25 protein-coding genes and 1 other RNA gene are annotated in these 22,294 nt (G+C 57.0%); 18 read left to right on the top strand and 8 right to left on the bottom strand.

All coding sequences use genetic code 11. The features are described from left to right. The first annotated feature begins 121 nt into the window (after window positions 1-121). Both NYE85_RS07250 and sstT read left to right on the top strand, forming a co-directional pair. Complete coding sequence (locus tag NYE85_RS07250; RefSeq protein WP_309600856.1) at window positions 122-1,096, top strand: TerC family protein; 975 nt, start codon at window positions 122-124, stop codon at window positions 1,094-1,096. Window positions 1,097-1,374: 278 nt separating this feature from the next. Further along, window positions 1,375-2,610, top strand: a complete 1,236-nt coding sequence (gene sstT / locus NYE85_RS07245; RefSeq protein ID WP_259004026.1) for a serine/threonine transporter SstT — start codon at window positions 1,375-1,377, stop codon at window positions 2,608-2,610. On the opposite strand, the gene NYE85_RS07240 is transcribed toward sstT, so the two are convergent. The 3 genes from NYE85_RS07240 to uxaC all read right to left on the bottom strand — a co-directional run bounded on the left by NYE85_RS07240 (window position 2,607) and on the right by uxaC (window position 6,172). Beyond that, on the bottom strand, window positions 2,607-3,170 hold the full coding sequence (locus NYE85_RS07240) for a YgjV family protein (RefSeq protein WP_259004025.1): 564 nt from the start codon (window positions 3,168-3,170) through the stop codon (window positions 2,607-2,609). The genes sstT and NYE85_RS07240 overlap by 4 nt on opposite strands. A gap of 73 nt (window positions 3,171-3,243) precedes the next feature. After that, window positions 3,244-4,734 carry a UxaA family hydrolase gene (locus tag NYE85_RS07235; protein ID WP_259004024.1) on the bottom strand — a complete coding sequence of 497 codons (1,491 nt, stop codon included), beginning with the start codon at window positions 4,732-4,734 and terminating at the stop codon, window positions 3,244-3,246. 25 nt (window positions 4,735-4,759) lie between these two features. Then, window positions 4,760-6,172, bottom strand: a complete 1,413-nt coding sequence (gene uxaC / locus NYE85_RS07230; RefSeq protein WP_259004023.1) for a glucuronate isomerase — start codon at window positions 6,170-6,172, stop codon at window positions 4,760-4,762. Between the two features lie 281 nt (window positions 6,173-6,453). On the opposite strand from uxaC, the gene NYE85_RS07225 reads away from it, so the two are divergent. The 11 genes from NYE85_RS07225 to NYE85_RS07175 all read left to right on the top strand — a co-directional run bounded on the left by NYE85_RS07225 (window position 6,454) and on the right by NYE85_RS07175 (window position 13,915). Next, the gene (locus NYE85_RS07225) at window positions 6,454-7,752 is read left to right on the top strand and encodes an MFS transporter (RefSeq protein WP_259004022.1); all 1,299 of its coding nucleotides are present in this window, start codon (window positions 6,454-6,456) and stop codon (window positions 7,750-7,752) included. A gap of 120 nt (window positions 7,753-7,872) precedes the next feature. Next, the gene (gene exuR, locus NYE85_RS07220) at window positions 7,873-8,649 is read left to right on the top strand and encodes a transcriptional regulator ExuR (protein ID WP_004958216.1); all 777 of its coding nucleotides are present in this window, start codon (window positions 7,873-7,875) and stop codon (window positions 8,647-8,649) included. Window positions 8,650-8,837: 188 nt separating this feature from the next. Beyond that, window positions 8,838-9,281, top strand: coding sequence for a hypothetical protein (locus NYE85_RS07215; RefSeq protein WP_259004021.1), 444 nt, complete (start codon window positions 8,838-8,840; stop codon window positions 9,279-9,281). 127 nt (window positions 9,282-9,408) lie between these two features. Further along, window positions 9,409-10,080, top strand: a complete 672-nt coding sequence (locus NYE85_RS07210; RefSeq protein ID WP_004958212.1) for a DedA family protein — start codon at window positions 9,409-9,411, stop codon at window positions 10,078-10,080. After that, the gene (mzrA, locus tag NYE85_RS07205; RefSeq protein WP_259004020.1) at window positions 10,077-10,451 is read left to right on the top strand and encodes an EnvZ/OmpR regulon moderator MzrA; all 375 of its coding nucleotides are present in this window, start codon (window positions 10,077-10,079) and stop codon (window positions 10,449-10,451) included. Before NYE85_RS07210 ends, mzrA begins: the two co-directional genes overlap by 4 nt. Before the next feature lie 199 nt (window positions 10,452-10,650). Further along, entirely contained in the window at window positions 10,651-11,022 is a 372-nt protein-coding gene (locus NYE85_RS07200) for a DUF1090 domain-containing protein (protein ID WP_259004019.1), read from the top strand. A 161-nt stretch (window positions 11,023-11,183) separates the two neighbouring features. Further along, window positions 11,184-11,489 carry a YqjD family protein gene (locus NYE85_RS07195; protein WP_004958207.1) on the top strand — a complete coding sequence of 102 codons (306 nt, stop codon included), beginning with the start codon at window positions 11,184-11,186 and terminating at the stop codon, window positions 11,487-11,489. A 2-nt stretch (window positions 11,490-11,491) separates the two neighbouring features. Next, a complete protein-coding gene (locus NYE85_RS07190; protein ID WP_259004018.1) occupies window positions 11,492-11,893 on the top strand; it encodes a phage holin family protein in 402 nt (133 codons plus the stop codon). Next, window positions 11,890-12,177 (top strand): YqjK-like family protein, encoded by a 288-nt coding sequence (locus tag NYE85_RS07185; RefSeq protein WP_259004017.1) that lies wholly within the window; start codon window positions 11,890-11,892, stop codon window positions 12,175-12,177. The genes NYE85_RS07190 and NYE85_RS07185 overlap by 4 nt, the downstream gene beginning before the upstream one ends. 292 nt (window positions 12,178-12,469) lie before the next feature. Continuing rightward, window positions 12,470-12,865 (top strand): DoxX family protein, encoded by a 396-nt coding sequence (locus NYE85_RS07180; RefSeq protein ID WP_259004016.1) that lies wholly within the window; start codon window positions 12,470-12,472, stop codon window positions 12,863-12,865. A gap of 63 nt (window positions 12,866-12,928) precedes the next feature. Continuing rightward, a complete protein-coding gene (locus NYE85_RS07175; RefSeq protein ID WP_259004015.1) occupies window positions 12,929-13,915 on the top strand; it encodes a glutathione S-transferase family protein in 987 nt (328 codons plus the stop codon). A 33-nt stretch (window positions 13,916-13,948) separates the two neighbouring features. Here NYE85_RS07175 and NYE85_RS07170 read toward each other — a convergent pair whose 3' ends face one another. Beyond that, on the bottom strand, window positions 13,949-14,845 hold the full coding sequence (locus tag NYE85_RS07170) for a LysR family transcriptional regulator (RefSeq protein ID WP_004958198.1): 897 nt from the start codon (window positions 14,843-14,845) through the stop codon (window positions 13,949-13,951). Window positions 14,846-15,062: 217 nt separating this feature from the next. Here NYE85_RS07170 and NYE85_RS07165 point away from each other — a divergent pair, with 217 nt between their 5' ends. Beyond that, entirely contained in the window at window positions 15,063-15,758 is a 696-nt protein-coding gene (locus NYE85_RS07165) for a pirin family protein (RefSeq protein WP_259004014.1), read from the top strand. An 87-nt stretch (window positions 15,759-15,845) separates the two neighbouring features. Here the strand turns inward: NYE85_RS07165 and rnpB are convergent. Continuing rightward, an RNA gene (gene rnpB, locus NYE85_RS07160) (RNase P RNA component class A) lies at window positions 15,846-16,223 on the bottom strand. A gap of 41 nt (window positions 16,224-16,264) precedes the next feature. Continuing rightward, window positions 16,265-17,128: a 16S rRNA (cytidine(1402)-2'-O)-methyltransferase gene (gene rsmI / locus NYE85_RS07155; protein ID WP_259004013.1), complete on the bottom strand. Its 864-nt coding sequence runs from the start codon at window positions 17,126-17,128 to the stop codon at window positions 16,265-16,267. 62 nt (window positions 17,129-17,190) lie between these two features. Between rsmI and NYE85_RS07150 the strand changes: the two genes are divergently transcribed. The 4 genes from NYE85_RS07150 to dolP are packed head-to-tail and all read left to right on the top strand — an operon-like array spanning window position 17,191 to window position 20,811. Next, a complete protein-coding gene (locus tag NYE85_RS07150) occupies window positions 17,191-19,218 on the top strand; it encodes a penicillin-binding protein activator (RefSeq protein ID WP_259004012.1) in 2,028 nt (675 codons plus the stop codon). Then, entirely contained in the window at window positions 19,215-19,568 is a 354-nt protein-coding gene (locus tag NYE85_RS07145; RefSeq protein ID WP_259004151.1) for a YraN family protein, read from the top strand. The genes NYE85_RS07150 and NYE85_RS07145 overlap by 4 nt, the downstream gene beginning before the upstream one ends. Before the next feature lie 45 nt (window positions 19,569-19,613). Continuing rightward, window positions 19,614-20,204 carry a DnaA initiator-associating protein DiaA gene (diaA, locus tag NYE85_RS07140; RefSeq protein WP_004958189.1) on the top strand — a complete coding sequence of 197 codons (591 nt, stop codon included), beginning with the start codon at window positions 19,614-19,616 and terminating at the stop codon, window positions 20,202-20,204. Window positions 20,205-20,235: 31 nt separating this feature from the next. Next, a complete protein-coding gene (gene dolP, locus NYE85_RS07135; protein ID WP_259004010.1) occupies window positions 20,236-20,811 on the top strand; it encodes a division/outer membrane stress-associated lipid-binding lipoprotein in 576 nt (191 codons plus the stop codon). 43 nt (window positions 20,812-20,854) lie between these two features. On the opposite strand, the gene mtgA is transcribed toward dolP, so the two are convergent. Together mtgA and elbB are read right to left on the bottom strand one after the other, a co-directional pair. After that, entirely contained in the window at window positions 20,855-21,586 is a 732-nt protein-coding gene (mtgA, locus tag NYE85_RS07130) for a monofunctional biosynthetic peptidoglycan transglycosylase (protein ID WP_259004009.1), read from the bottom strand. Further along, window positions 21,583-22,236, bottom strand: coding sequence for an isoprenoid biosynthesis glyoxalase ElbB (gene elbB / locus NYE85_RS07125; RefSeq protein WP_259004008.1), 654 nt, complete (start codon window positions 22,234-22,236; stop codon window positions 21,583-21,585). Before elbB ends, mtgA begins: the two co-directional genes overlap by 4 nt. Between the last annotated feature and the right edge of the window lie 58 nt (window positions 22,237-22,294).

The following is a 22,294-nucleotide window of genomic DNA, read 5'->3' as shown; positions in this document are numbered from 1 at the left end:
TTAACACCTTCATTAACGTTGTAAGTGAGACCTTGCCGGGAGGCGAGGTTTGCTTATAGCGTTCATAGAGCGGCTAGCGTCCTTCCGACGTTGGCCATTTTTGTTTTTGAAGGATACTCTGATGATGAATACCGTTGGCACACCGTGGTTATGGGGCAGCTTCGCCGCCGTCATAGTGGTGATGCTCGCCGTTGATTTACTGCTGCAGGGCCGCAAAGGCTCACATACCATGTCGATGAAGCAGGCCGCCTGCTGGTCGTTGGTGTGGGTCAGCCTTTCCCTGCTGTTCAACTTCGGTTTCTGGTACTACCTGAATGAAACTGCCGGTCGCGCAGTGGCCGATACCCAGGCACTGGCGTTTCTCACCGGCTATCTGATTGAAAAAGCCCTGGCGGTAGACAACGTCTTCGTCTGGCTGATGCTGTTCAGCTATTTCTCCATTCCGGCCAATCTGCAACGTCGCGTGCTGATCTACGGCGTGCTCGGCGCCATCGTGCTGCGTACCATCATGATTTTCGCCGGCAGCTGGCTGATCACCCAATTTTCGTGGTTGCTGTATGTGTTCGGCGCATTCCTGCTGTTTACCGGTATCAAGATGGCGCTGGCGAAGGAAGATGACGGTGCAATTGGCGACAAACCGCTGGTCAAGTGGTTACGCAGCCATCTGCGCATGACCGACAACCTGGAAGGCGAGAAATTCTTTGTGCGCCGCAACGGCTTGCTGTTCGCGACGCCGCTGGTGCTGGTGCTGATTCTGGTAGAGCTGAGCGACGTGATCTTCGCAGTCGACAGTATCCCGGCCATTTTCGCCGTCACCACCGATCCGTTCATCGTGCTGACCTCCAACCTGTTTGCCATTATGGGCTTGCGCGCCATGTACTTCCTGCTGGCCAACGTGGCGGAACGTTTCTCGATGCTGAAATACGGCCTGTCGGTGATCCTGGTGTTTATCGGCGTCAAGATGCTGATCGTTGATTTCTACCATATTCCGATCGCCATCTCGCTCGGCGTGGTGGCAGGCATTCTGGCACTGACGCTGGCAATCAACGCCTGGGTTAACCACCGTAACGATCGCTTGTCGCGAAAAGCACCATAATCTGTTATCAGGGCGGCTTGCCGCCCTGCGATTGTCTGGCAATTACCGCCAAACGCCAAATGTTATTGCGATCACACAAATGTAAGCAGAATGTTATCAACAGTGATCCGCGCTGAGAATTTCACCTCTGCCTCTTTCCAACCCCGTGTGTTTGCTGAATACTGATTCGGCAAACACACTTCGTAACAGGTGCGTATAAAACGCCCGGCAATGTTCCTGCCGAGGCGTTGCACCCCAGTACGCAACATCATCAGGAAGCGGAAACGCAAAAAAGCATCATGCATAAAATACTTACGCGCATTACACAGGGCAGCCTGGTTAAACAAATTCTGGTCGGCCTGATTGCCGGCATCGTTCTGGCCTTTATCTCCCCCGCCGCCGCATCGGCCGTTGGCCTGCTCGGCTCACTGTTCGTCGGCGCATTGAAAGCAGTCGCGCCGGTGCTGGTGATGGTGCTGGTAATGGCCTCCATCGCCAACCACAAGCAGGGGCAAAAAACCAATATCCGCCCAATCCTGTTCCTCTACCTGCTGGGCACCTTTGCCGCGGCGCTGGTCGCGGTTCTGCTCAGCTTCGCCTTCCCGTCCAACCTGGCGCTGGTGACTGGCAACGTCGACATCAACCCGCCGGGCGGCATTGTGGAAGTACTGAAAGGCCTGCTGATGAGCGTAGTAGCCAACCCGTTCCACGCGCTGATCAACGGTAACTACATCGGCATTCTGGCATGGGCCATCGGTCTGGGACTGGCGCTGCGCCACGCTGCCGACAGCACCAAATTGCTGATCAACGACATGTCGCACGCCGTCACCATGGTGGTGCGGGCGGTGATCCGCTGTGCACCGCTGGGGATTTTCGGCCTGGTGGCGTCAACGCTGGCAGACACCGGTTTTGGCGCGCTGTGGGGTTATGCTCAGTTGCTGATGGTATTGATTGGCTGCATGCTGCTGGTGGCACTGGTGCTGAACCCGCTGATCGTTTACTGGAAAATCCGCCGCAATCCATACCCGCTGGTGTTCGCCTGCCTGCGTGAAAGTGGCGTTACCGCCTTCTTCACCCGCAGCTCGGCGGCCAACATTCCGGTTAATATGGAACTATGCAAGAAGCTGAATCTGAACGAAGACACCTATTCGGTTTCCATTCCTCTGGGGGCCACCATCAATATGGCCGGCGCGGCTATCACCATCACCGTACTGACGCTGGCAGCGGTACATACGCTAGGAATTGCGGTCGATATTCCCACCGCGTTGCTGTTGAGCGTGGTTGCGGCGGTGTGCGCCTGTGGCGCCTCTGGCGTGGCGGGTGGCTCGCTGCTGTTGATTCCGCTGGCATGTAATATGTTCGGTATTCCAAACGACGTTGCCATGCAGGTGGTTGCCGTCGGCTTTATCATTGGCGTATTGCAGGATTCTGCAGAAACCGCGTTGAACTCCTCCACCGACGTGTTGTTCACCGCAGCGGCCTGTCAGGCCGAAGACCAGCGGTTGGCCAATGAAGACCCGCTGAAGACGCGTTAAGCGTCATTCTGCTGAACCAGGCGCCCGCCGGGCGCCTTTTTTTCGGCTGCGAACGGGTCAACGCCGCGCAGTTGCAGGCGGCGGAAACGAATAATATTAAAGCCGTTTAGCAGTAGAAAACTGCCCTCTATCAGCGAACCACCGATCGATCCCAGCCAAACGTTGTGCGTTACCCAGCAGGCGGTGGAACACCACATGATGCAGCGCATGGTCAGGCCACGGGTACGAAACAGCGCCCAGGTACTGATCGAGGTGCCAAACACCGGCAATAGCTCTATCCAGTAAGTAAAGCGCGTCAGCCCCATCACCAGCGTCAGGCTAAGAAAAACCCACATCACCCATAAATTACGGGTACGGATCGACACCAGGTTGCGACAGGCGCTGAGCAAGGCGCTGCTGCCGGCGGCGTTGGCCCCCATCAGCAGAAAATGGATACCGATAGTCAGGCTGTAGCCGGAAAGTTGCAGTTTAAAGCGCCGATCGTCACGGTTGAAGAAGCTGGTAATACCAATTAAAAAAGCCAGCACGCCCACGGCTTGAGCAAACCAATAAAAGGTCATGAAACATCCTGATGCGGGAGAAAACGGCAAATAAAATGAAACGCCGTTTTATGTTACTCCCGCCGGTAATGCTTTACAATGTGACGCCGCTCTTAAAAATCGCCAGTTCGCGGAAATCATTCAGCTCATTTTTTGCCGATTTTCCATTGGCAATCTCAACGATCGCATCAACGAACTGCGCCAACAGTTGCTCCATCGGCATACCGTGAATCAACCGACCGGCGTCAAAGTCAATCCAGTGCGGTTTTTTCGCCGCCAGTTCACTGTTGGTCGCCAGTTTGATGGTGGGGACAAAGCCGCCGTACGGCGTGCCACGCCCGGTGCTGAACAGCACCATATGGCAACCGGCCCCGGCCAGCGCACTGGTCGCCACCGCATCGTTGCCCGGGGCACTGAGCAGATTTAACCCTGGCTGCCGTAATCGTTCGCCATATTTCAACACGTCCACCACCTGGCTCTGCCCGGCCTTTTGCGTACAGCCGAGCGATTTCTCCTCAAGCGTGGTTATGCCACCCGCCTTGTTGCCCGGCGAAGGGTTTTCATAGATCGGTTGGTGGTGATCAAGGAAATACTGCTTGAATTCATTGACCATACTGACGGTTTTCTCAAAGGTCTGCCGATCGCGACAGCGGCTCATCAAGATGCGCTCCGCACCGAACATTTCCGGCACCTCGGTCAGCACGCTGGTACCTCCGTTGGCGATCACATAATCCGAAAAACGCCCGAGCAGCGGGTTGGCGGTGATGCCAGACAATCCATCCGAACCGCCGCACTCCAAGCCAAATTTCAGTTCGCTCAGCCTGCCCGGCTGGCGACGATCGTCACGCATCGCCTGATACAGCACATGCAGCAGCGCCAGGCCAGCTTCGACCTCGTCGTCCTGCTGCTGGCAAATCATAAAGCGTACCCGTGCTTCATCCACCTCGCCCAGGGTGCTGCGGAATGCATCAACCTGATTGTTTTCACATCCCAGACCAATCACCAGCACGGCCCCGGCGTTCGGGTGGCGCACCATATTTTGCAGCATGGTGCGGGTATTTTCATGATCCTGACCCAGCTGCGAGCAGCCGAACGGGTGGCTGAACAGATGCACGCCGTCAATGCCCGGCGCGTTAGCGGTCTCCTTCAGAAAACGCTGCTGGATCTGCCGTGCGATGCCGTTGACGCAGCCCACGGTCGGAATAATCCACAGTTCGTTGCGGATCCCCACCTCGCCGTTGCTACGGCGGTAGATCTGCACCTGACGATCCGCCGCCTGGGGCGGCAACGACGGGAATTCCGGCTGATAGTGGTAGCTGTCGACCTCACTCAGGTTGGTTTTGGCATTCTGCGAATGAATATGTTCACCCGGCGCAATCGCCGTCAGCGCATGGCCGATCGGCAAACCGTATTTGATGACCATTTCGCCGGCGGCAATCGGCACCAGCGCAAACTTGTGCCCGCGCGCTACCGGTTGCGACAGCGTCAGGGTTACGGCGTCCTGGGTCAGCGTTTCGCCGGTGTCCAGATCCCGTAGTGCCACCGCCACATTATCCTGTGAATGAATTTTAATGATGCTTTGCATAGACTTAAACCAACCTCAATGATGGCTACGCCAGTTCGATGGCAAAGTAGTTTTTGGCATTGTCGAAGCAGATGTTCTGCACCATCTCACCCAACAGTGTGATATCAGCCGGCGCTTCACCATCTTCCACCCAACGGCCGATCATCTGGCACAGGATGCGACGGAAATATTCATGGCGCGTATAAGATAAGAAACTGCGGCTGTCGGTCAGCATGCCGACAAAACGACTCAGCAGGCCCAGCTGTGCCAATTGCGTCATCTGGCGCTGCATACCGTCTTTCTGATCGTTGAACCACCAGCCGGAGCCAAATTGCATCTTTCCTGGCGTGCCTTCACCCTGGAAATTGCCGACCATCGTGCCGATCACTTCGTTATCACGCGGGTTAAGGCAGTACAGAATGGTCTTTGGCAACCCGCCCTGCTTCGCCTGCGCGTCCAGCAAGCGTGACAGCGGCTGCGCCAGTGGCCGATCGTCGATGGAATCGAAGCCGATGTCCGGCCCGATGCGTTCAAACATGTTGCTGTTGTTATTGCGCAATGCGCCGATATGATATTGCTGCACCCATTCACGCCGTTGATATTCTGCCGCAAGGAACAGCAGCACCGCGCTGCGGAACTGGGCGCTTTGTTGCGGTGTCGGCAGTTTGCCGCTGCGACGATCGGCAAGGATCCGATCCAGCGTCGCCTCATCCGCTTCGCCATACACCACTACGTCCAACGCATGATCCGCCACCTTGCAGCCGTGCGCGGCAAAATGATCCATGCGTTTTTTCAACGCCTGACGCAAGTCGTCAAAGCGGCTGATGGCGGTATCCGCCGCGGCCTCCAGCAGTTGCAGGTAATCGGTGAACGTCGGCGCATCGATGTTAAATGCCTTATCCGGCCGCCAGCTCGGCAGGACTTTGATATTGAAACTGCCGTCCTCGGCGATCGCCTGGTGATGGCGCAGATCGTCAATCGGATCGTCGGTGGTGCCGACCATCTTTACGTTCATCTGCTGCATGATACCGCGCGCGCTAAAGTTGTCCTGCGCCAATAGCGCATTGCCACGCTGCCAAATATCATCGGCGGTGCTCGGCGACAGCAAGGTGTCGGTAATACCGAACGGGCGACGCAGTTCCAGATGCGTCCAATGGTACAGCGGGTTGCCAATGGTATGCGGTACTGTGGCAGCCCAGGCGTCAAACTTCTCACGATCGCCGGCATCGCCGGTACATAGCCGCTCTGCCACGCCGTTGGTGCGCATCGCACGCCACTTATAGTGATCGCCCTTCAACCAGATGTCGTACATATTTTTGAAGCGATAGTTTTGCGCAATCTGCTCCGGCGGCAGGTGGCAGTGATAGTCAAAAATCGGCTGATGTGCCGCATACTCGTGATACAAACGCCGGGCAAACTCGTTATGCAATAAAAAGTCTTCGCTTAAAAACGTGGCCATATCAGGTTCCTCACCTTGCGTACCGTTCTGTGTCGCCTCAATGCCGAAAAGTTATCACACCAATTAGACGGGCAGTCCAGATTTTTTAACCTAAAAATTGCTTTCTTGCCTCCAAAACAGCGTTTAAAGGCCGAAAAACCCCTATCAAGCTTAAGCACAGCATCTGCATTATTGCCGAATTGAATAATGACTTTTGTGATGTCACTCAACTTTTAAATCTGTATGACAAGTTATCTTTTCGCCACTTGCACTACTGACTATGCCGATTGGAGAGAGAACGAATGCGGAAAATCAAGGGGTTACGCTGGTACATGATCGGGCTGGTAACCATTGGCACCGTATTGGGCTATCTGACCCGCAACGCGATCGCAGTGGCGGCACCGACGCTGGAAAGCAGCCTGCACATCACCACCCAGCAGTATTCCTATATCGTGGCGGCCTATTCCGCCTGTTATACCGTAATGCAGCCGGTGGCAGGTTACGTGCTGGACGTGCTGGGCACCAAGGTGGGCTATGCCATGTTCGCCATTCTGTGGGCGCTGTTCTGTATGGGCACCGCGCTGGCCAACAGCTGGGGTGGGCTGGCGCTGGCTCGCGGCGCGGTCGGCATGGCAGAGGCAGCAATGATCCCAGCCGGACTCAAGGCCAGCAGCGAATGGTTCCCGGCCAAAGAACGCTCGATCGCCGTCGGCTACTTCAACGTCGGCTCCTCCATCGGCGGCATGATTGCCCCACCGCTGGTGGTGTGGGCCATTGTCGCCCACAGTTGGCAAATGGCGTTTATCATCACCGGCGTGCTGAGCCTGACCTGGGCCATCTGCTGGCTGATTTTCTATAAGCACCCGAAAGATCAGAAGAAGCTCAGCGACCAAGAGCGCAGCTACATTCTGGATGGCCAGGAAGCACAGCATCAGACCAGTAACGGTAAAAAGTTGTCCGCCTGGCAGATCGTACGTAACCGCCAGTTCTGGGGCATTGCGCTGCCGCGTTTTCTGGCTGAACCGGCCTGGGGCACCTTTAACGCCTGGATCCCGCTGTTTATGTTCAAGGCTTACGGTTTCAATCTGAAGGAAATCGCCATGTTTGCCTGGATGCCGATGCTGTTTGCCGATCTGGGCTGCATCGTTGGCGGCTATCTGCCGCCCCTGTTCCAGAAATATTTCAAGGTAAACCTGATCGTGTCACGCAAGCTGGTGGTCACTCTGGGGGCGGTGTTGATGATCGGGCCCGGCATGATTGGCCTGTTTGCCAGCCCGTATGTGGCAATTGCCTTGCTGTGCGTCGGCGGTTTTGCGCATCAGGCGCTGTCCGGGGCGTTAATCACCCTGTCTTCCGATGTGTTTGGCCGCAACGAAGTGGCCACCGCCAACGGGCTCACCGGTATGGCAGCCTGGACCGCCAGCACGCTGTTTGCCCTGGTCGTCGGTGCGCTGGCCGATACGCTGGGGTTCAGCCCACTGTTCGCCGCTCTGTCGGTGTTCGATATTCTCGGCGCCATCGTCATCTGGACGGTATTGCAAAACCGCCCGGCTACTCCAGCGGCAGAACAGCCGTTGCAGCCCGCCACTGCCAGCAATTAAGCCTGCGGGAACCCGGTCAAACCACCGGGTTCCCTGCCTCTGCGCCACTGGCGACGCTGGCCGTTAAGTGGTATAACAAGTCTATGGGCAACTCGCCTTTCCTACCGCAGAGCAATCATTATGGAATTCACCGAAAGCAGACGCTTGTATCAGCAGTTGGCCGCCGAGCTTAAGCGACGCATTGAAGGCGGTGTTTACCCGGTCGGCGACAAGTTGCCGGCCGAACGTTATATCGCCGAAGAGATGAACGTCAGCCGCACCGTAGTGCGGGAGGCGATCATCATGCTGGAGGTGGAAGGTTATGTGGAAGTGCGCAAAGGTTCTGGCATCCACGTAATTTCCAATCAGCAAAAGCACCTGGTGGTACCGGGCGACAGCATCGAGTTTGCCACCGTCGGGCCATTCGAACTGCTGCAGGCACGCCAGTTGATCGAAAGCAACATTGCCGAGTTCGCCGCCACCCAGGTTACCAAGCAGGACATCGTCCAGCTGATGGAGATCCAGGAGCACGCGCGCAAGGAAGATCGCTTTCGCGATTCTCAGTGGGATCTGAAGTTCCACGTGCAAATCGCATTGGCCACCCAAAACACCGCCATGGCGACCATCGTGGAAAAAATGTGGAGCCAGCGGGCGCACAACCCCTACTGGATCAAGTTGCACGAGCACATTGATGCACGTTCGATCGACAGCTGGTGCGACGACCACGATCAGATCCTCAAAGCCCTGATGCGCAAAGATCCCAACGCCGCCAAACTGGCGATGTGGCAACATCTGGAAAACACCAAGCAAATGCTGTTCAACGCCACTACCGATGACTTTGAATACAACGTCGATCGCTATCTGTTCGCCGAAAATCCGGTGGTACATCTGGATAACGCGGCCAACGGCAATAAATGACCGATCGCGGTCAAAAAAGCTTGGGTTATGTCAGGTATTGTAAAGTCCGCTGAATCGATGCTGAAACCGCCGTTTGCCGTGTAATAATTCGCCGGCAACGGCGTATATTTCCCTGTTGCCGATCTTGCTGTTTTGCTAGAATCAGACCACTTTTTTACCCTTTGGCCTCGGGGGCGGAACGCGAATTCATGCGCTGGTTGCTTGCCATGCTTATTGCTCTTTTTTGCTGGACCGGCATGGTTTCCGGCCAAAAACTCTACGCGACGCAACCCACATCCATGTCTTTCGCCTTGAGCAGCCTGAATGACGACGGCATTTTCGCGTCGGTTGCTCATCAACCGGCGCTGCGCCCGCTGGCCGATTTGCGGCGCAAGGCCCCGGGGAAACTGCCGCTGTTATTGCCGAGGGTTCACTCTTATCCCTGTTCGCTGTTTTCTTTCGCCGCGCTCACGCCCAGCTATGCTTTAGCTGAGCAGCGCGGCGAACGCAAGCCGTCGCGCCGGGCGACAATGGCGCCCAACCGCCTGCATCAGGTCAACTGGGCGCTGCATTCGTCACGCCAGCAGAGCCGAATCGGCGGTTGGAAAGAGAGCAACATGCTTTATCGAGGCTCGCTGACTTACCACTCATGATCGGTGTCGCAACGACCATAACCAAAAAGTCACACCGAATCAGCAATACCGGATCGCCCGCGCGCTTTCAGCCCTTCCAGATCCGCCGCTGAGAGAAAGCCAAACAAAGACGTTTTAGGAATACTGGATGGACATCATTAAACAACTGTTGGATGCCTTGTGGCAGCAGGACTTCGAAACGCTGGCGAACCCGTCGCTGGTGTGGACGTTGTACGTTCTGCTGTTCATGATTCTTTTTTTGGAAAACGGCCTGTTGCCCGCCGCGTTTTTGCCTGGCGACAGCCTGCTGATCCTGGTGGGCGTGCTGGTGGCCAAAGGCACGATGAACTTCCCGCTGACCATCTTCATTCTGACCGTTGCCGCCAGTCTGGGGTGCTGGGTCAGTTACATACAGGGCAAATGGCTGGGTAATACCCGAACGGTACAAGGCTGGCTGGCGCATCTGCCGGCCCATTATCATCAACGCGCACACCAGTTGTTCCACCGCCACGGCCTGTCCGCGCTGCTGGTCGGGCGTTTTCTGGCCTTTGTACGCACCCTGCTGCCAACGATTGCCGGTCTGTCAGGCCTGAGCAATGCACGTTTCCAGTTTTTTAACTGGATGAGCGGCCTGCTGTGGGTGCTGATTCTGACGTCGCTGGGTTTTGCGCTCGGCAAGACGCCGGTGTTCCGCAAATATGAAGATCAGCTGATGTTCTGCCTGATGCTGCTACCGCTGGTGTTGCTGGTGGTCGGGCTGGTGGGTTCGTTGATTGTCCTCTGGCGCAAGAAGCGTGCCGATCAGGGGAAAAACGCGTGAGAGCGAAACGTCCGCGCTGGCAATACTCCCTGATGATGGCGCTGGCCTTGCTGGCGCTCACCGTTCTGCTGGTGCCTGCCATGATGCGCACCGAAAGCGAACTGCGCATTCGCACCAATCAGCACGGACTGTCATTGCCAGACGGTTTTTACGTTTATCAGCGCCTGGACGAGCGCGGCATTCGCATCAAAAGCATCACGCCAGATGGCAATGGGTTGGTGATCCGACTGGATTCGCCGGAACAGCAATTGCTGGCGCGGGAAGCGCTGAAAACCATTCTGCCGCCTGGCTACATCATCGCTCTGAGCGAAACGCCTGCGCCCACCCAGTGGGTACGCAAATTTGCACGTGCCCCGCTGAACCTGGGATAATCCCTTCTTGATGAAGGGATATTGCATCCGCTCATTAAATCGCCAATCGTCGGTAGTTTACGCCTTAAATTTTGGTGTCCAGATGATTTATGACTATGCTGAATAACAGCGGTGGTCAGCGATACGCCAGTCGCACTGCCACAACGGCAGCAGGAACCTGGATGCATGCCAATGCATCCCCTAATAAGGAATAGAACCCATGAAATTACGCCACGCAACCTTACTGGCACTCCCACTGCTCGCTTTCTCCGCGCTGTCTTCTGCCGCTACAGGCGGTTGTGCCGCGAAGGCGCAGGACATTCAGCAGCAGATCGACTATGCCACTCAGCATGGCAACGACCACCGCGTCGCCGGGCTGAAAAAAGCGCTGAGCGAAGTGCAGGACAACTGTACCGAAGCCGGTTTGCAGGCCGAACGCCAGGCAAACATTGCCGAAAAGCAAAGCAAGGTCGCCGAGCGCCAGCAAGAGCTGAAGGAAGCGCAGCAAACCGGTAAGTTGGACAAGATCGCCAAGAAACAGCAAAAACTGGCCGAAGCTGAAGCAGAGCTTAAGCAAGCGCAGGCAGAATAATTATTTTCCAGTAGCGGAAATATCGATGAGAGCCGCGTTGTACGGGATTTTAATGTGATAACGCTGGCTCAGTGAGTGATATCGGCTAGGGAATCCCCCTTTGCTCCGAGCAAAAAATCCGCTATGTTGAAGTCTCTCAGTAACGTTAAGGAGTTAACGAAATGGCACAAGATTCAAATGCAGAAAACTTACGCGCTGAACTGAAGTCGTTAGCCGATACGCTGGAAGAAGTACTGAACTCTTCCAGCGATAAATCGAAAGCTGAGCTGGAGAAATTACGCTCCAAAGCAGAAGGTGCGCTGAAGGATACACGCGCCCGTCTGAGCGACGCCGGTGACAAAATCGCTACCCAGACCAAGCAAATTGCCGGCCAGGCCGACGACTACGTACGCGACAATCCGTGGACCGGCATCGGTATTGGCGCAGCAGTCGGCGTAGTACTGGGCGTTCTGCTTGCGCGTCGCTGATTATGACTGAGCAATCGCAAAACCGTGCGCAGGGCCCCGCCAAAGGGGTCCTGGATATCGGCCAGCGGATCGTCACCATTCTTGTTGGCATGGTGGAGACGCGGGTTCGGCTGGCGGTCGTCGAACTGGAAGAGGAAAAAGCCAACCTCATTCAGTTGCTGATGATGGCCGGCATCAGCCTGCTGTTTACCGCGTTTGGCCTGATGAGTCTGCTGATCCTGCTATTCTGGGCGATCGATCCGGCCTACCGCGTCATGGCGTTGGGGATAACCACTGCCGTTCTGCTGTTTCTGGCCATCGTCGGCATCATCTGGACACTGGTCAAAGCGAAACGCACCACGCTGATGAGCGAAACCCGCAAACAGCTGGAACAGGACCGTGCCGCACTGGAGGGCGACAAATGAGCCGCCGCCAGTATCTGGAATGGAAAAAAGCCCGCCTGATCCGCCAGATCCAGCAACAGCGTCTGGATCTGGCGGACAATAAACAGCAATGGCTGGAAAAAACCGAGCGTATCGATCGCGGTTATCAAACGCTGTTCGGCATGCGCAAGTATCTGGTCGTCGGCTCCAGCATCATGGCGGTATACGGCATTCGCCACCCGAGCAAACTAATCCGCTGGTCACGCCGGGCGCTGGGCGCATGGGGTACCATTAAACTGATCCGCAAAACCTTCACCGCCAAATAACCCATCTCCTTATCCGCCGTTGTTCCATGATTTTGTTGTTACAACAGGCCGCGGGTCGGCTTTTGGGTTTTTATTGTGCGCGGGGCATGCAAGCAGCTGATTAGGCTGTTTTTTATTAGCAGGCTATGATTTCAATATTTTTGAATGATTACGACAGTTTTACTTGCTAACAACCGGCTGTATTCACGTTTAACATCCACTCCATCGAAAAGACGCGGCATGGCAACCGCCTATGTCAGCAATGTCCAAACTACGCCGTCAGTGGCAAACGAAATCACGTATGGAGTGAATGATGAAAAAATTAGAAGATGCCGGTTTGCTGGTAGCACGTATCCTGATGCCAATCCTGTTCATCGTGGCAGGCTACGGCAAAATGGGTGATGCTTATGCAGGGACTCAACAATATATGCAGGCAATGGGCGTGCCGGGCTTTCTGCTGCCGCTGACCATTCTGCTGGAGTTCGGCGGCGGTCTGGCTATTATGTTCGGCTTCCTGACTCGCACTACTGCGCTGTTCACCGCCGGCTTCACCATCCTGACGGCGTTGCTGTTCCACACCAACTTCGCTGAAGGCGTCAATCAGCTGATGTTCATGAAAAACCTGACCATCGCTGGCGGCTACATCGTATTGGCCGTTGCAGGCCCGGGTGCCTTCAGTATTGACCGCCTGCTAAACAAGAAATGGTAATCTAGCCACCCTGGCAGAGTCAGAACAATCTGGCTCTGCCACCTCTATAGCAAGGAGACTCCCATGGGACAACTCGTTGATGGCGTTTGGCAAGACATCTGGTACGACACAAAATCCACCGGCGGCCGTTTCAAGCGTTCAACCTCTCAGTTCCGTAACTGGGTAACCGCCGACGGCCAACCGGGCGAACACGGTAACGGCGGATTCAACGCCGAAAAAGATCGTTATCATCTGTACGTTTCCCTCGCCTGCCCCTGGGCGCACCGCACCCTGTTGATGCGCAAGTTAAAAGGGCTGGAGCAGCTTATCCCGGTGTCGGTCGTGCATCCGCTGATGCTGGAAAACGGCTGGACGTTCGGCACCGACTTCCCGGCGGCGACCGGCGACGCACTTTACCACGCCGACTTCCTGTATCAATTGTATCTGCGCGCCGATCCGCACTATACCGGCCGCGTTACCGTTCCAGTGCTGTGGGACAAGCGCCAGCAAACCATTGTCAGTAATGAATCTGCCGATATCATTCGCATGTTCAATAGCGCGTTCGATGGCGTCGGCGCCCGGGCGGGCGACTATTACCCACCGGAACTGCGGGAAAAAATTGACCAGTTGAACGGCTGGATTTATGACTCCGTCAATAACGGTGTCTATAAAGCCGGGTTTGCTACCAGCCAGGAGGCGTATGACGAAGCGGTCAACGGCGTATTCGCCTCATTGGAGCGTCTGGAGCAAATCCTTGGCCAGCATCGTTATCTGACCGGCGATCGTCTGACCGAAGCCGATCTGCGGCTATGGACCACGCTGGTGCGCTTCGATCCGGTCTACGTTACACACTTCAAATGCGATAAGCGCCGCATCAGCGATTACCTGAACCTGTACGGTTTCCTGCGCGATATTTATCAGTTGCCGGGTATCGCCGAAACCGTCGATCTGGCGCATATCCGCAATCACTATTATCGCAGCCACGCCACCATCAACCCGCACGGTATTATTTCCATCGGGCCGGCGCAGGATCTGGACGAGCCGCACGGGCGCGACCAGCGTTTTGGTTAGTAAAAACCCCCGCTGATTAAGGCGGGGGATTGTTTAGCGCTGGATAAACAGGCGCGGTATTTCACGCAGGAACCAGGCCTTGGCCTCGCCCATGCTGTCACGCCGCCAGGCCATGATGATATCCGCCTCGCGGCTGTACTCCGGCCCCACCACCCGCAGGCGCCCGGCGGCAATATCCTGTTCCACCATCGGGTATGGCATGGTGGCGACCCCCAATCCCGCCAGCAGCGCCAGCCGTTTATCTTCAATGGTACTGACGGTCAGACGCTGCTGTTTGTCCAGCAACTGCACGGTAAGTACCGGCCGCTCACGCGCGGTGTCCGCCACCGCGATGCCGCGATATTTGACCCGAGTGGTTTCCGACAGCGGCTCCGGTTCCAGGTGAATCGGGTGGTCCGGCGCGGCGACGTAAACGCTCATTACCTTGTACAGCTTGCGGGTGTTGATCTCCGACGAAGCGCGAAAATGCATGTCTGGTGCAATAACGATATCCGCACGCCCCTGCTCCAGTCGCTCCCAGGCACCAGCCAGCACCTCGGTAAAAATCGACACCTGGGTATTGGCTTTCAACGCCAGCTTGTCAACCAGCGGAAACAACAGGCTCGGCGGCGACAACGCCTCGCTGACGATGGTCAGATGGGTTTCCCAGCCGCGCGCCAGCGCTTCGGCATCGGTGGTCAGTTTGTCTGCCGCCTCCAGCAGCACCCGACCGCGTTCCAATAGCATGCGTCCGACGTTGGTAAATTTGGTACGGTGACCGGAGCGGTCAAACAGCACCACGTCCAGCTCTTCTTCCAGTTTTTGCATGGTATAGCTGAGCGCCGACGGCACTCGCCCCAATTCATCGGCCGCCGCCGCGAAACTGCCACGCCGATCAATCGCATCCATTACCCGTAACGCCTCAAGCGTTAACGCCCGATCTCTGGCCATCGCTTCTCTCTGTCAGGAAATTTGAATATGCCGACCAGATTAACTGGCTAACAATCCGTCGTCCAGATGCTTACCATTTATATCAAACATACTTTCCGCGGTTTCTCTGGCAGTCGCCGTGGTTCGCGCCGGTGACGGGATACCCCGTACGCTGGCCAAACCGCTTGGCAGCCTGGCGCGTGAAGTATTCGGAAACCCTCTTAGAGAGCCGATTGCCATGATTACATGCAGAACAGCAGAACAATGCGGGCAAGCTGACTTTGGTTGGCTGCAGGCTCGCTATACCTTTTCCTTCGGCCATTATTTTGATCCGAAACTGATGGGCTATGCCTCATTGCGGGTACTGAATCAGGAAGTGCTGGCACCAGGCGCGTCGTTTCAACCGCGCACTTATCCCAACGTCGACATCCTGAACCTGATCCTGCAAGGCGAAGCGCAATACCGCGACAGCGACGGTAATACCCTGCATGCGGCAGCCGGTGACGCTTTGCTGCTGGCGACCCAGCAGGGGCTCAGCTACAGCGAGCAGAATATCAGCGCCACCACCCCGCTGACGCGCCTCCAGCTGTGGCTGGATGCCTGCCCGGAGCGCAGCAGCAAACGCGAACAGCGCCTGACGTTGCCAGCGCAGGCGCATACTCTGCTGGCCTCGCCGGACGGTGAGCACGACAGCCTGCAGTTGCGCCAGCAAGTGTGGATCCACCACCTCGATCTGCAGCCGGGCGAGGAGCAAACGCTGGCGCTGCGCGGGCCACGCGCCTATTTACAGTCGATCCACGGCTCGTTGACCGCCCTCGGCGACACGACGCAGCAGTTGACCTGCGGCGACGGCGCATTCATTCACGATGAGCATCGCCTGACGCTGCGTGCCGCTACCCCACTGCGTGCATTGCTGATTGATTTGCCGATATAAGAGCAGCGCCAGCCCCGGCAGCATGCGGGATTCCGGTGGCGCAAAAAGAAAAACCCCGCGCAGCAGACGCTACGCGGGGTTATTGATAGAGGGAGTTGACCGGTAAGCCGGGTTCTGTCGTGGACAGTCATTCCTCTAGGCCAGCAATCGCTCACTGGCTCAAGCAGCCTACCCGGGTTCAGTACGGGCCGTACCATGCGAACCCCTATTTGGCCTTGCTCCGGGTGGAGTTTACCGTGCCACGGACTGTTGCCAGCCGCGCGGTGCGCTCTTACCGCACCCTTTCACCCTTACCTGATCCCACTTGCGCGGGCCATCGGCGGTTTGCTCTCTGTTGCACTAGTCGTAGGCTTGCGCCTCCCAGGCGTTACCTGGCACCCTGCCCTATGGAGCCCGGACTTTCCTCCCCTCCATCTGTCTCCTCAATGAGGACGGCAATGAAGCGGCGACTGTCTGGTCAACTCCGGCGCGGATAGTAGCGTTGCGCTGGCGACAGGTCAACCGCTTTACGGCTGTTGTTGCTCTAAAGCGTGCTTATACAGGGCATTTTTCTTCACGCCGTGGATTTCCGCCGTCAACGCCGCCGCCTTCTTGAGCGGCAGCTCTTGTTGCAGCAACGCCAGCGTACGCAGCGCTTCCGGCGGCAGGGCGTCATCCTGCTGCTTGTGGCCTTCGACGATCAGCACCATTTCCCCACGGCGACGCACCTCATCTTCCTGCACCCAGGCCAGCAGTTCGCCAACCGGCGCGCCATGAATTGATTCCCAGGTTTTGGTCAGTTCACGTGCCAGCACCACGTAGCGCTCCGGCCCCCATACCGTGACCATGTCCTGTAAACTTTCCAGCAGGCGGTGAGTCGACTCATAGAAAATCAACGTACGCGGTTCCTCTGCCAGCGCCAGCAGGGTATCCTTGCGTCCTTTGGTTTTCGCCGGCAGGAACCCTTCGTAGCAGAAGCGGTCTGAAGCGACGCCGGCCGCGCACAGCGCCGTAGTCGCCGCGCAGGCGCCCGGTAATGGCACCACGCGCACGCCCGCTTCGCGGCAGCGGCGCACCAGGTGATAACCGGGATCGTTAATCAGCGGCGTTCCAGCATCGGAAACCAGCGCAATGCTCTGGCCTTCCTGCAGTTTCGCCAGCAGTTGATCCGCCTTTTGCTGTTCATTATGGTCGTGCAGGGCAAACAGTCGCGCATTGATGGCGAAGTGTTGCAACAACAACCCGGTATGACGCGTGTCTTCCGCCGCGATCAGATCAACGCTCTTCAGCACCTCTAACGCTCGGTGGGTGATATCGCCCAAATTGCCGATGGGAGTGGGCACCACGTACAGCGTTGATGCAGAAATGACTGATTGTTGGTGTTGATTCATTGTTTCATCCGGGTTGCCGATTTAATATTGAGCATCTTGAAAAAAACATCACTGGATACAGTATGCTTTCCTCAACATTCGTTCGTACCAAAGCAGGGCGTTTTATGCCTGTTGTAGTGGCAGCCTTCCTTCTCGCAGGCTGTCCGAGCCAGGCCCCGCAAACTCCGCCCGCCAATATCCAGGACGAGGCGAGCGCCAGCTCCGATTACTATCTGCAACAGTGGCAGCAGAGCAGCGATGATAACAAGGCTGACTGGCAATTACTTGCTATTCGCGCATTGTTGCGTGAAGGAAAACTGCCGCAGGCCAATCAGCAACTGAGCACGCTGCCGCAAAACCTCAGCAGCGTTCAGCAGCTTGAACGTCAGCTGTTGACCGCCGAACTGCAAATCGCCGGCAAGAATGTCAGCGCCGCGCGCAGCACCCTGAGCCGTATCGACAACGCTTCGCTGTCGCCTAACCAGCGCGTACGCTTCTATCAGGCGCAGATCGCCGCCAATCAGGGCAAGGCCTCGCTGCCGCTGATCCGCGCCTACATCGCGCAAGAGCCGCTGCTCAACGACCAGGCACATCAGGACAACCTGGACAAAACCTGGCAAGCGTTGCTGGGGTTGACGCCGCAGGATATGAACAGCCTGGTGATCAACGCCGATGAAAATGTTCTGCAAGGCTGGCTGGATCTGCTGCGGGTCTATCACGAAAACCGCCAGGATCCGGACATGCTGAAAGCCGGTATCAAAGACTGGCAGAACCGCTACCCGCAGAATCCGGCAGCCAAAAATCTGCCAACCCAACTGAACCAAGTGCTGAACTTCACCCAGGCGTCGACCGCTAAAATCGCCCTGCTGTTGCCGTTGAACGGCCAGGCGAAAGTGTTCGCCGACGCTATTCAGCAAGGCTTTGAAGCGGCGAAAAACGGCACGGCAGTCAATGCGCCAGTGCAACCGCAGCCGCCGGTCAATAACCCGGACCAGCCGGTCACGGCACCGCAGGCGGCGTCGACCGATCCTAACGCCAATGGTGCGGTAAGCACCTCGGCACCGACCGAACAGCCGGCACCTGTGACCTCGGCACAGCCTGCCGAAGCCGCGCCAGCGCCTATCACTCCGCCACAGGCCGCCAATGCCCAGGTGAAGGTGTATGACACCTCTAGCCAGCCGCTGAGCGCACTGCTGACCCAGGCGCAGCAGGACGGCGCCACACTGGTGGTCGGCCCGCTGTTGAAAAACAACGTCGACCAGCTGTCCAGCACATCGACCACGCTGAACGTGCTGGCGCTCAACCAGCCGGAAACGCCAAAAGACAATCCAAACATCTGTTATTTTGCCCTGTCACCGGAAGATGAAGCACGCGACGCCGCCAATCATATCTGGGAACAGCAAAAACGCCAGCCGTTGCTGCTGGTGCCACGCGGTGCCTTCGGCCAACGCGTCGCCAATGCCTTTGCCGCCGAATGGCAGAAGCTGGGCGGCCAAACCGTGCTGCAGCAGGGATTGGGCTCTACCGGTGAGCTGCGTCAGATGGTCAATTCCGGCGGCATTCGCATGACCGGCACGCCTGTCGCCGCCAGCGCACCTGCGGCCCAGTCGGTCACCATTGCCGGACTGACCATTCCAGCACCGCCGAGCGACATTCCGGCCGCTACCGGCGGCAGCGTTGATGCGGTTTATATCGTCGCCAGCCAGTCGCAGCTGACGCTGATCAAACCGATGATCGACATGACCACCAGCTCGCGCAGCAAACCGGCGATGTACGCCAGCTCACGCAGCTATCAGGCCGGCGCCGGCCCGGATTTCCGCCTGGAAATGGAAGGCCTGCAGTTCAGCGACATTCCGCTGCTGGCCGGGGCCAACCCGCAGTTGATGCAACAGGCCAGCGCCAGATTCCATAACGACTATTCCCTGGTGCGGTTGTATGCCATGGGGATGGACGCCTGGCAATTGGCCAATCATTTCTCTGAAATGCGTCAACTGCCCGGCTTCCAGGTGTCCGGCACCACCGGCATGCTGACCTCCTCTGCCAACTGTGTGATCAACAGGAAACTGCCTTGGCTGCAATACCGTCAGGGACAGGTCGTTCCGGCCTCCTGAGTCGGCGCGCCACGGGGGCGGGCTATGAGTTACAGGCCCGCCGCCATCTGGAACGCGCCGGGCTGGTTTTTGTCGCCGCCAATGTGACGGTGCGCGGCGGCGAGCTTGATCTGATCATGCGCGATGGGCAAACCTGGGTGTTCGTTGAAGTGCGCTATCGGCGTAACGCCGCCTTTGGCGGTGCCGCTGCCAGCGTGACTTACCGCAAACAGCAGCGTTTGCTGCACGCCGCCGCCGTCTGGCTGGCCGCACGTGGCGCCAGTTTCGATACCTCGCCGTGCCGTTTTGACGTTTTGGCCTTTACCGGTAGCCAGGTAGAATGGATACCCAACGCCTTCAATGCGGATTAACGTTGGCGGTGCAAGCCGCCCTTTGACTTAGTGGATTAATACAACGTGCTGGATAGAATCAAAGCTTGTTTTACCGAAAGTATCCAAACTCAGATTGCGGCAGCGGAAGCCTTGCCGGATGCCATATCCCGCGCTGCCATGACCCTGGTCCAATCGCTGTTGAACGGCAATAAAATTCTGTGCTGCGGCAATGGCACCTCGGCGGCCAATGCGCAGCACTTCGCTGCCAGCATGATAAACCGCTTTGAAACCGAGCGCCCAAGTCTGCCGGCGATTGCGCTCAATGCTGATAATGTCGTGTTGACCGCCATCAGCAACGATCGGCTGCATGATGAAGTGTATGCCAAGCAGGTGCGCGCGCTTGGCCATGCTGGCGATGTATTGCTGGCCATCTCCACCCGCGGCAATAGCCGTGATATTGTGAAAGCGGTCGAAGCTGCGGTAACGCGAGATATGACCATCGTGGCGCTTACGGGTTACGACGGCGGGGAACTGGCCGGATTGCTCGGCCAGCAGGATGTAGAAATCCGTATCCCATCACACCGTAGCTCACGTATTCAGGAAATGCATATGCTGACGGTAAATTGCCTATGCGACCTGATTGATAATACGCTGTTTCCCCACCAGGACGATTAATAGCCTAATGAAATAGGCGCTAGGAGTTAGAATGAAACTTCGATCCATCTATGCCGTACTGCTCGGCGCGCTGTTGCTACAGGGTTGTGTGCCGGCAGTGGTGGTCGGCAGCGCGGCTGTCGCCACCAAGACCGCTACCGATCCACGAACTATTGGCACTCAGGTCGACGACGGCACATTGGAAGCCCGGGTTGAAAACGCCTTGAGTAAGGATCAGCAACTGAAAAAGGACGCGCGCGTCGTTGCCACCGCCTATCAGGGTAAAGTGCTGTTGACCGGGCAGGCGCCAAACACCGATCTGGCCAGCCGCGCCAAACAGATCGCTCTCGGCGTTGAAGGAGCGGCAGAGGTGTACAGCGAAATCCGTCAGGGTACGCCGGTCAGCCTCAGCACCGCGTCGATGGATACCTGGATCACCACCAAGGTGCGTTCGCAGATCCTCACCAGCGATACGGTGAAATCGTCGAACGTGAAAGTGACCACTGAGAATGGCGAAGTGTTCCTGCTCGGTCTGGTCACCGAACAGGAAGGCAAATCGGCGGCACAAATCGCCAGCCAGGTCAGCGGCGTTAAACACGTCACTACCGCGTTTACCTACCTGAAGTAATCTGACCGGGGCGAAGCGCCGTTGCTTCGCCCCAATCCCCTGCTCAGTCCAACCCGTTGGCTTTTAAAAATCCTTCGCCGCCCAGTTGGCGCATCTGACGCAAAATCCACTGCTGACGTTGTATTACGTAACCGGAGGGTGCATCGGCTTTAAAGCGATGCGGGTTTGGCAACACTGCCGCCAGTAACGCGGCCTCCGATGCGCTAAGACGCTTGGCCGGCTTGTTGAAATAACGCTGCGACGCTTCTTCCACACCAAAAACGCCATCCCCCAGTTCGACAATGTTGAGATACACCGTCAAAATGCGCCGCTTGGTCCAGACCAGTTCGATACCGCCGGTCAGGCCGGCCTCCAGGCCCTTGCGCAACCAACTGCGGCCGTCCCACAGGAACAGGTTTTTGGCGGTTTGCTGCGACAGCGTCGAGGCGCCGCGAATGCGCGCCGGACGCCGCTCGTTGTGATCGAGCGCTTTTTCAATGGCAGCCACATCGAAGCCCCAATGCGCGGGAAACTTCTGATCTTCCGCCGCCATCACCGCCAGCGCCATATTGGGCGAGATGGCGTCCATCGATACCCAATCGGAATGCGCGACATAACCGAAATCCCCCTGCAGCCAGGCACCGATCTGCCGTTCCACCATCACCGCAGAAAACGGCACCGGTAGAAAGGCAAACAACACGATCCCCGCCAGCCACAGGCCGATAACGGCAAGCACGCTGCGCTTGAACCAAAGCCATGGCAGGAGAAAAGGCGATTTACGCCCCGATTTTCTCATTCGCTCAGTTCCAGCACTCGTGAAACCAGCTTATCAATACCGCTTGCCGCTTCGGCGATCGATTGCGCCAACATGTATGCCGGTGTGGTCACCACTTTGTTTTCAATATCGACCACAATGTCATCAACCGGACAAATCACCGGCTCACCGCCCATGGCATCAATAACCTCACCCAGATCGGGATCGTTACCAATGGTCAGACGCACCTGCTGATCCAGTATTTTCGGCAGCAGCGCTGGCGAAATACACATAAAACCAATTGGTTTATTTGCCTTATGCATTTGCCGTGTAAGATTTGCCAAATCTATGTCGACGTCGCACTCCTGCCCTTGCGCCGCAAAGCTGCTGAGGTTCTTGGCCGCGCCAAACCCACCCGGCACGATCAACGCATCCAGCTGCGCTGCGTCAGCCGCAGAAAGCGGCTGTATCTTTCCGCGCGCGATACGGGCAGACTCAACCAACACGTTACGCTGCTCGCTGACTTCATCGCCAGATAAATGATTAATTACATGCAGTTGTGGCTTATCCGGAGCAAAGCACACCGCCTGCGCTCCCGCACGGTCCAATGCCAGCAGCGTCAGCACCGCTTCGTGGATTTCCGTACCGTCGTAAACCCCACAACCGCTCAGTACCACCCCGACCTGTTTCATCACCCTTCTCCTCATCAATACTGTCAACGGGTTTGCGTTCTGAGTTGACAAAGACTAA

It is taken from the genome of Serratia sp. AKBS12 (assembly GCF_024793895.1).
Taxonomy (GTDB): Bacteria; Pseudomonadota; Gammaproteobacteria; order Enterobacterales; family Enterobacteriaceae; genus Serratia_F.
The sequence above is the reverse complement of the archived record's forward strand: the minus strand, read 5'-3'. Positions and strand labels throughout refer to the sequence as shown.

Excerpts from the sequence above, each read along its gene's own strand:
- uxaC (WP_259004023.1), bottom strand. The coding sequence starts at position 6,172 with ATGGCCACGTTTTTAAGCGAAGACTTTTTATTGCATAACGAGTTTGCC.
- dolP (WP_259004010.1), top strand. The coding sequence starts at position 20,236 with ATGAAACTTCGATCCATCTATGCCGTACTGCTCGGCGCGCTGTTGCTA.
- NYE85_RS07190 (WP_259004018.1), top strand. The coding sequence starts at position 11,492 with ATGACTGAGCAATCGCAAAACCGTGCGCAGGGCCCCGCCAAAGGGGTC.
- NYE85_RS07175 (WP_259004015.1), top strand. The coding sequence starts at position 12,929 with ATGGGACAACTCGTTGATGGCGTTTGGCAAGACATCTGGTACGACACA.
- NYE85_RS07210 (WP_004958212.1), top strand. The coding sequence starts at position 9,409 with ATGGACATCATTAAACAACTGTTGGATGCCTTGTGGCAGCAGGACTTC.
- NYE85_RS07250 (WP_309600856.1), top strand. The coding sequence starts at position 122 with ATGATGAATACCGTTGGCACACCGTGGTTATGGGGCAGCTTCGCCGCC.
- exuR (WP_004958216.1), top strand. The coding sequence starts at position 7,873 with ATGGAATTCACCGAAAGCAGACGCTTGTATCAGCAGTTGGCCGCCGAG.
- NYE85_RS07195 (WP_004958207.1), top strand. The coding sequence starts at position 11,184 with ATGGCACAAGATTCAAATGCAGAAAACTTACGCGCTGAACTGAAGTCG.
- NYE85_RS07150 (WP_259004012.1), top strand. The coding sequence starts at position 17,191 with ATGCTTTCCTCAACATTCGTTCGTACCAAAGCAGGGCGTTTTATGCCT.
- NYE85_RS07170 (WP_004958198.1), bottom strand. The coding sequence starts at position 14,845 with ATGGCCAGAGATCGGGCGTTAACGCTTGAGGCGTTACGGGTAATGGAT.
- sstT (WP_259004026.1), top strand. The coding sequence starts at position 1,375 with ATGCATAAAATACTTACGCGCATTACACAGGGCAGCCTGGTTAAACAA.
- NYE85_RS07235 (WP_259004024.1), bottom strand. The coding sequence starts at position 4,734 with ATGCAAAGCATCATTAAAATTCATTCACAGGATAATGTGGCGGTGGCA.
- NYE85_RS07215 (WP_259004021.1), top strand. The coding sequence starts at position 8,838 with ATGCGCTGGTTGCTTGCCATGCTTATTGCTCTTTTTTGCTGGACCGGC.
- rsmI (WP_259004013.1), bottom strand. The coding sequence starts at position 17,128 with ATGAATCAACACCAACAATCAGTCATTTCTGCATCAACGCTGTACGTG.
- mtgA (WP_259004009.1), bottom strand. The coding sequence starts at position 21,586 with ATGAGAAAATCGGGGCGTAAATCGCCTTTTCTCCTGCCATGGCTTTGG.
- NYE85_RS07180 (WP_259004016.1), top strand. The coding sequence starts at position 12,470 with ATGAAAAAATTAGAAGATGCCGGTTTGCTGGTAGCACGTATCCTGATG.
- NYE85_RS07165 (WP_259004014.1), top strand. The coding sequence starts at position 15,063 with ATGATTACATGCAGAACAGCAGAACAATGCGGGCAAGCTGACTTTGGT.
- NYE85_RS07240 (WP_259004025.1), bottom strand. The coding sequence starts at position 3,170 with ATGACCTTTTATTGGTTTGCTCAAGCCGTGGGCGTGCTGGCTTTTTTA.
- NYE85_RS07200 (WP_259004019.1), top strand. The coding sequence starts at position 10,651 with ATGAAATTACGCCACGCAACCTTACTGGCACTCCCACTGCTCGCTTTC.
- NYE85_RS07185 (WP_259004017.1), top strand. The coding sequence starts at position 11,890 with ATGAGCCGCCGCCAGTATCTGGAATGGAAAAAAGCCCGCCTGATCCGC.
- elbB (WP_259004008.1), bottom strand. The coding sequence starts at position 22,236 with ATGAAACAGGTCGGGGTGGTACTGAGCGGTTGTGGGGTTTACGACGGT.
- NYE85_RS07225 (WP_259004022.1), top strand. The coding sequence starts at position 6,454 with ATGCGGAAAATCAAGGGGTTACGCTGGTACATGATCGGGCTGGTAACC.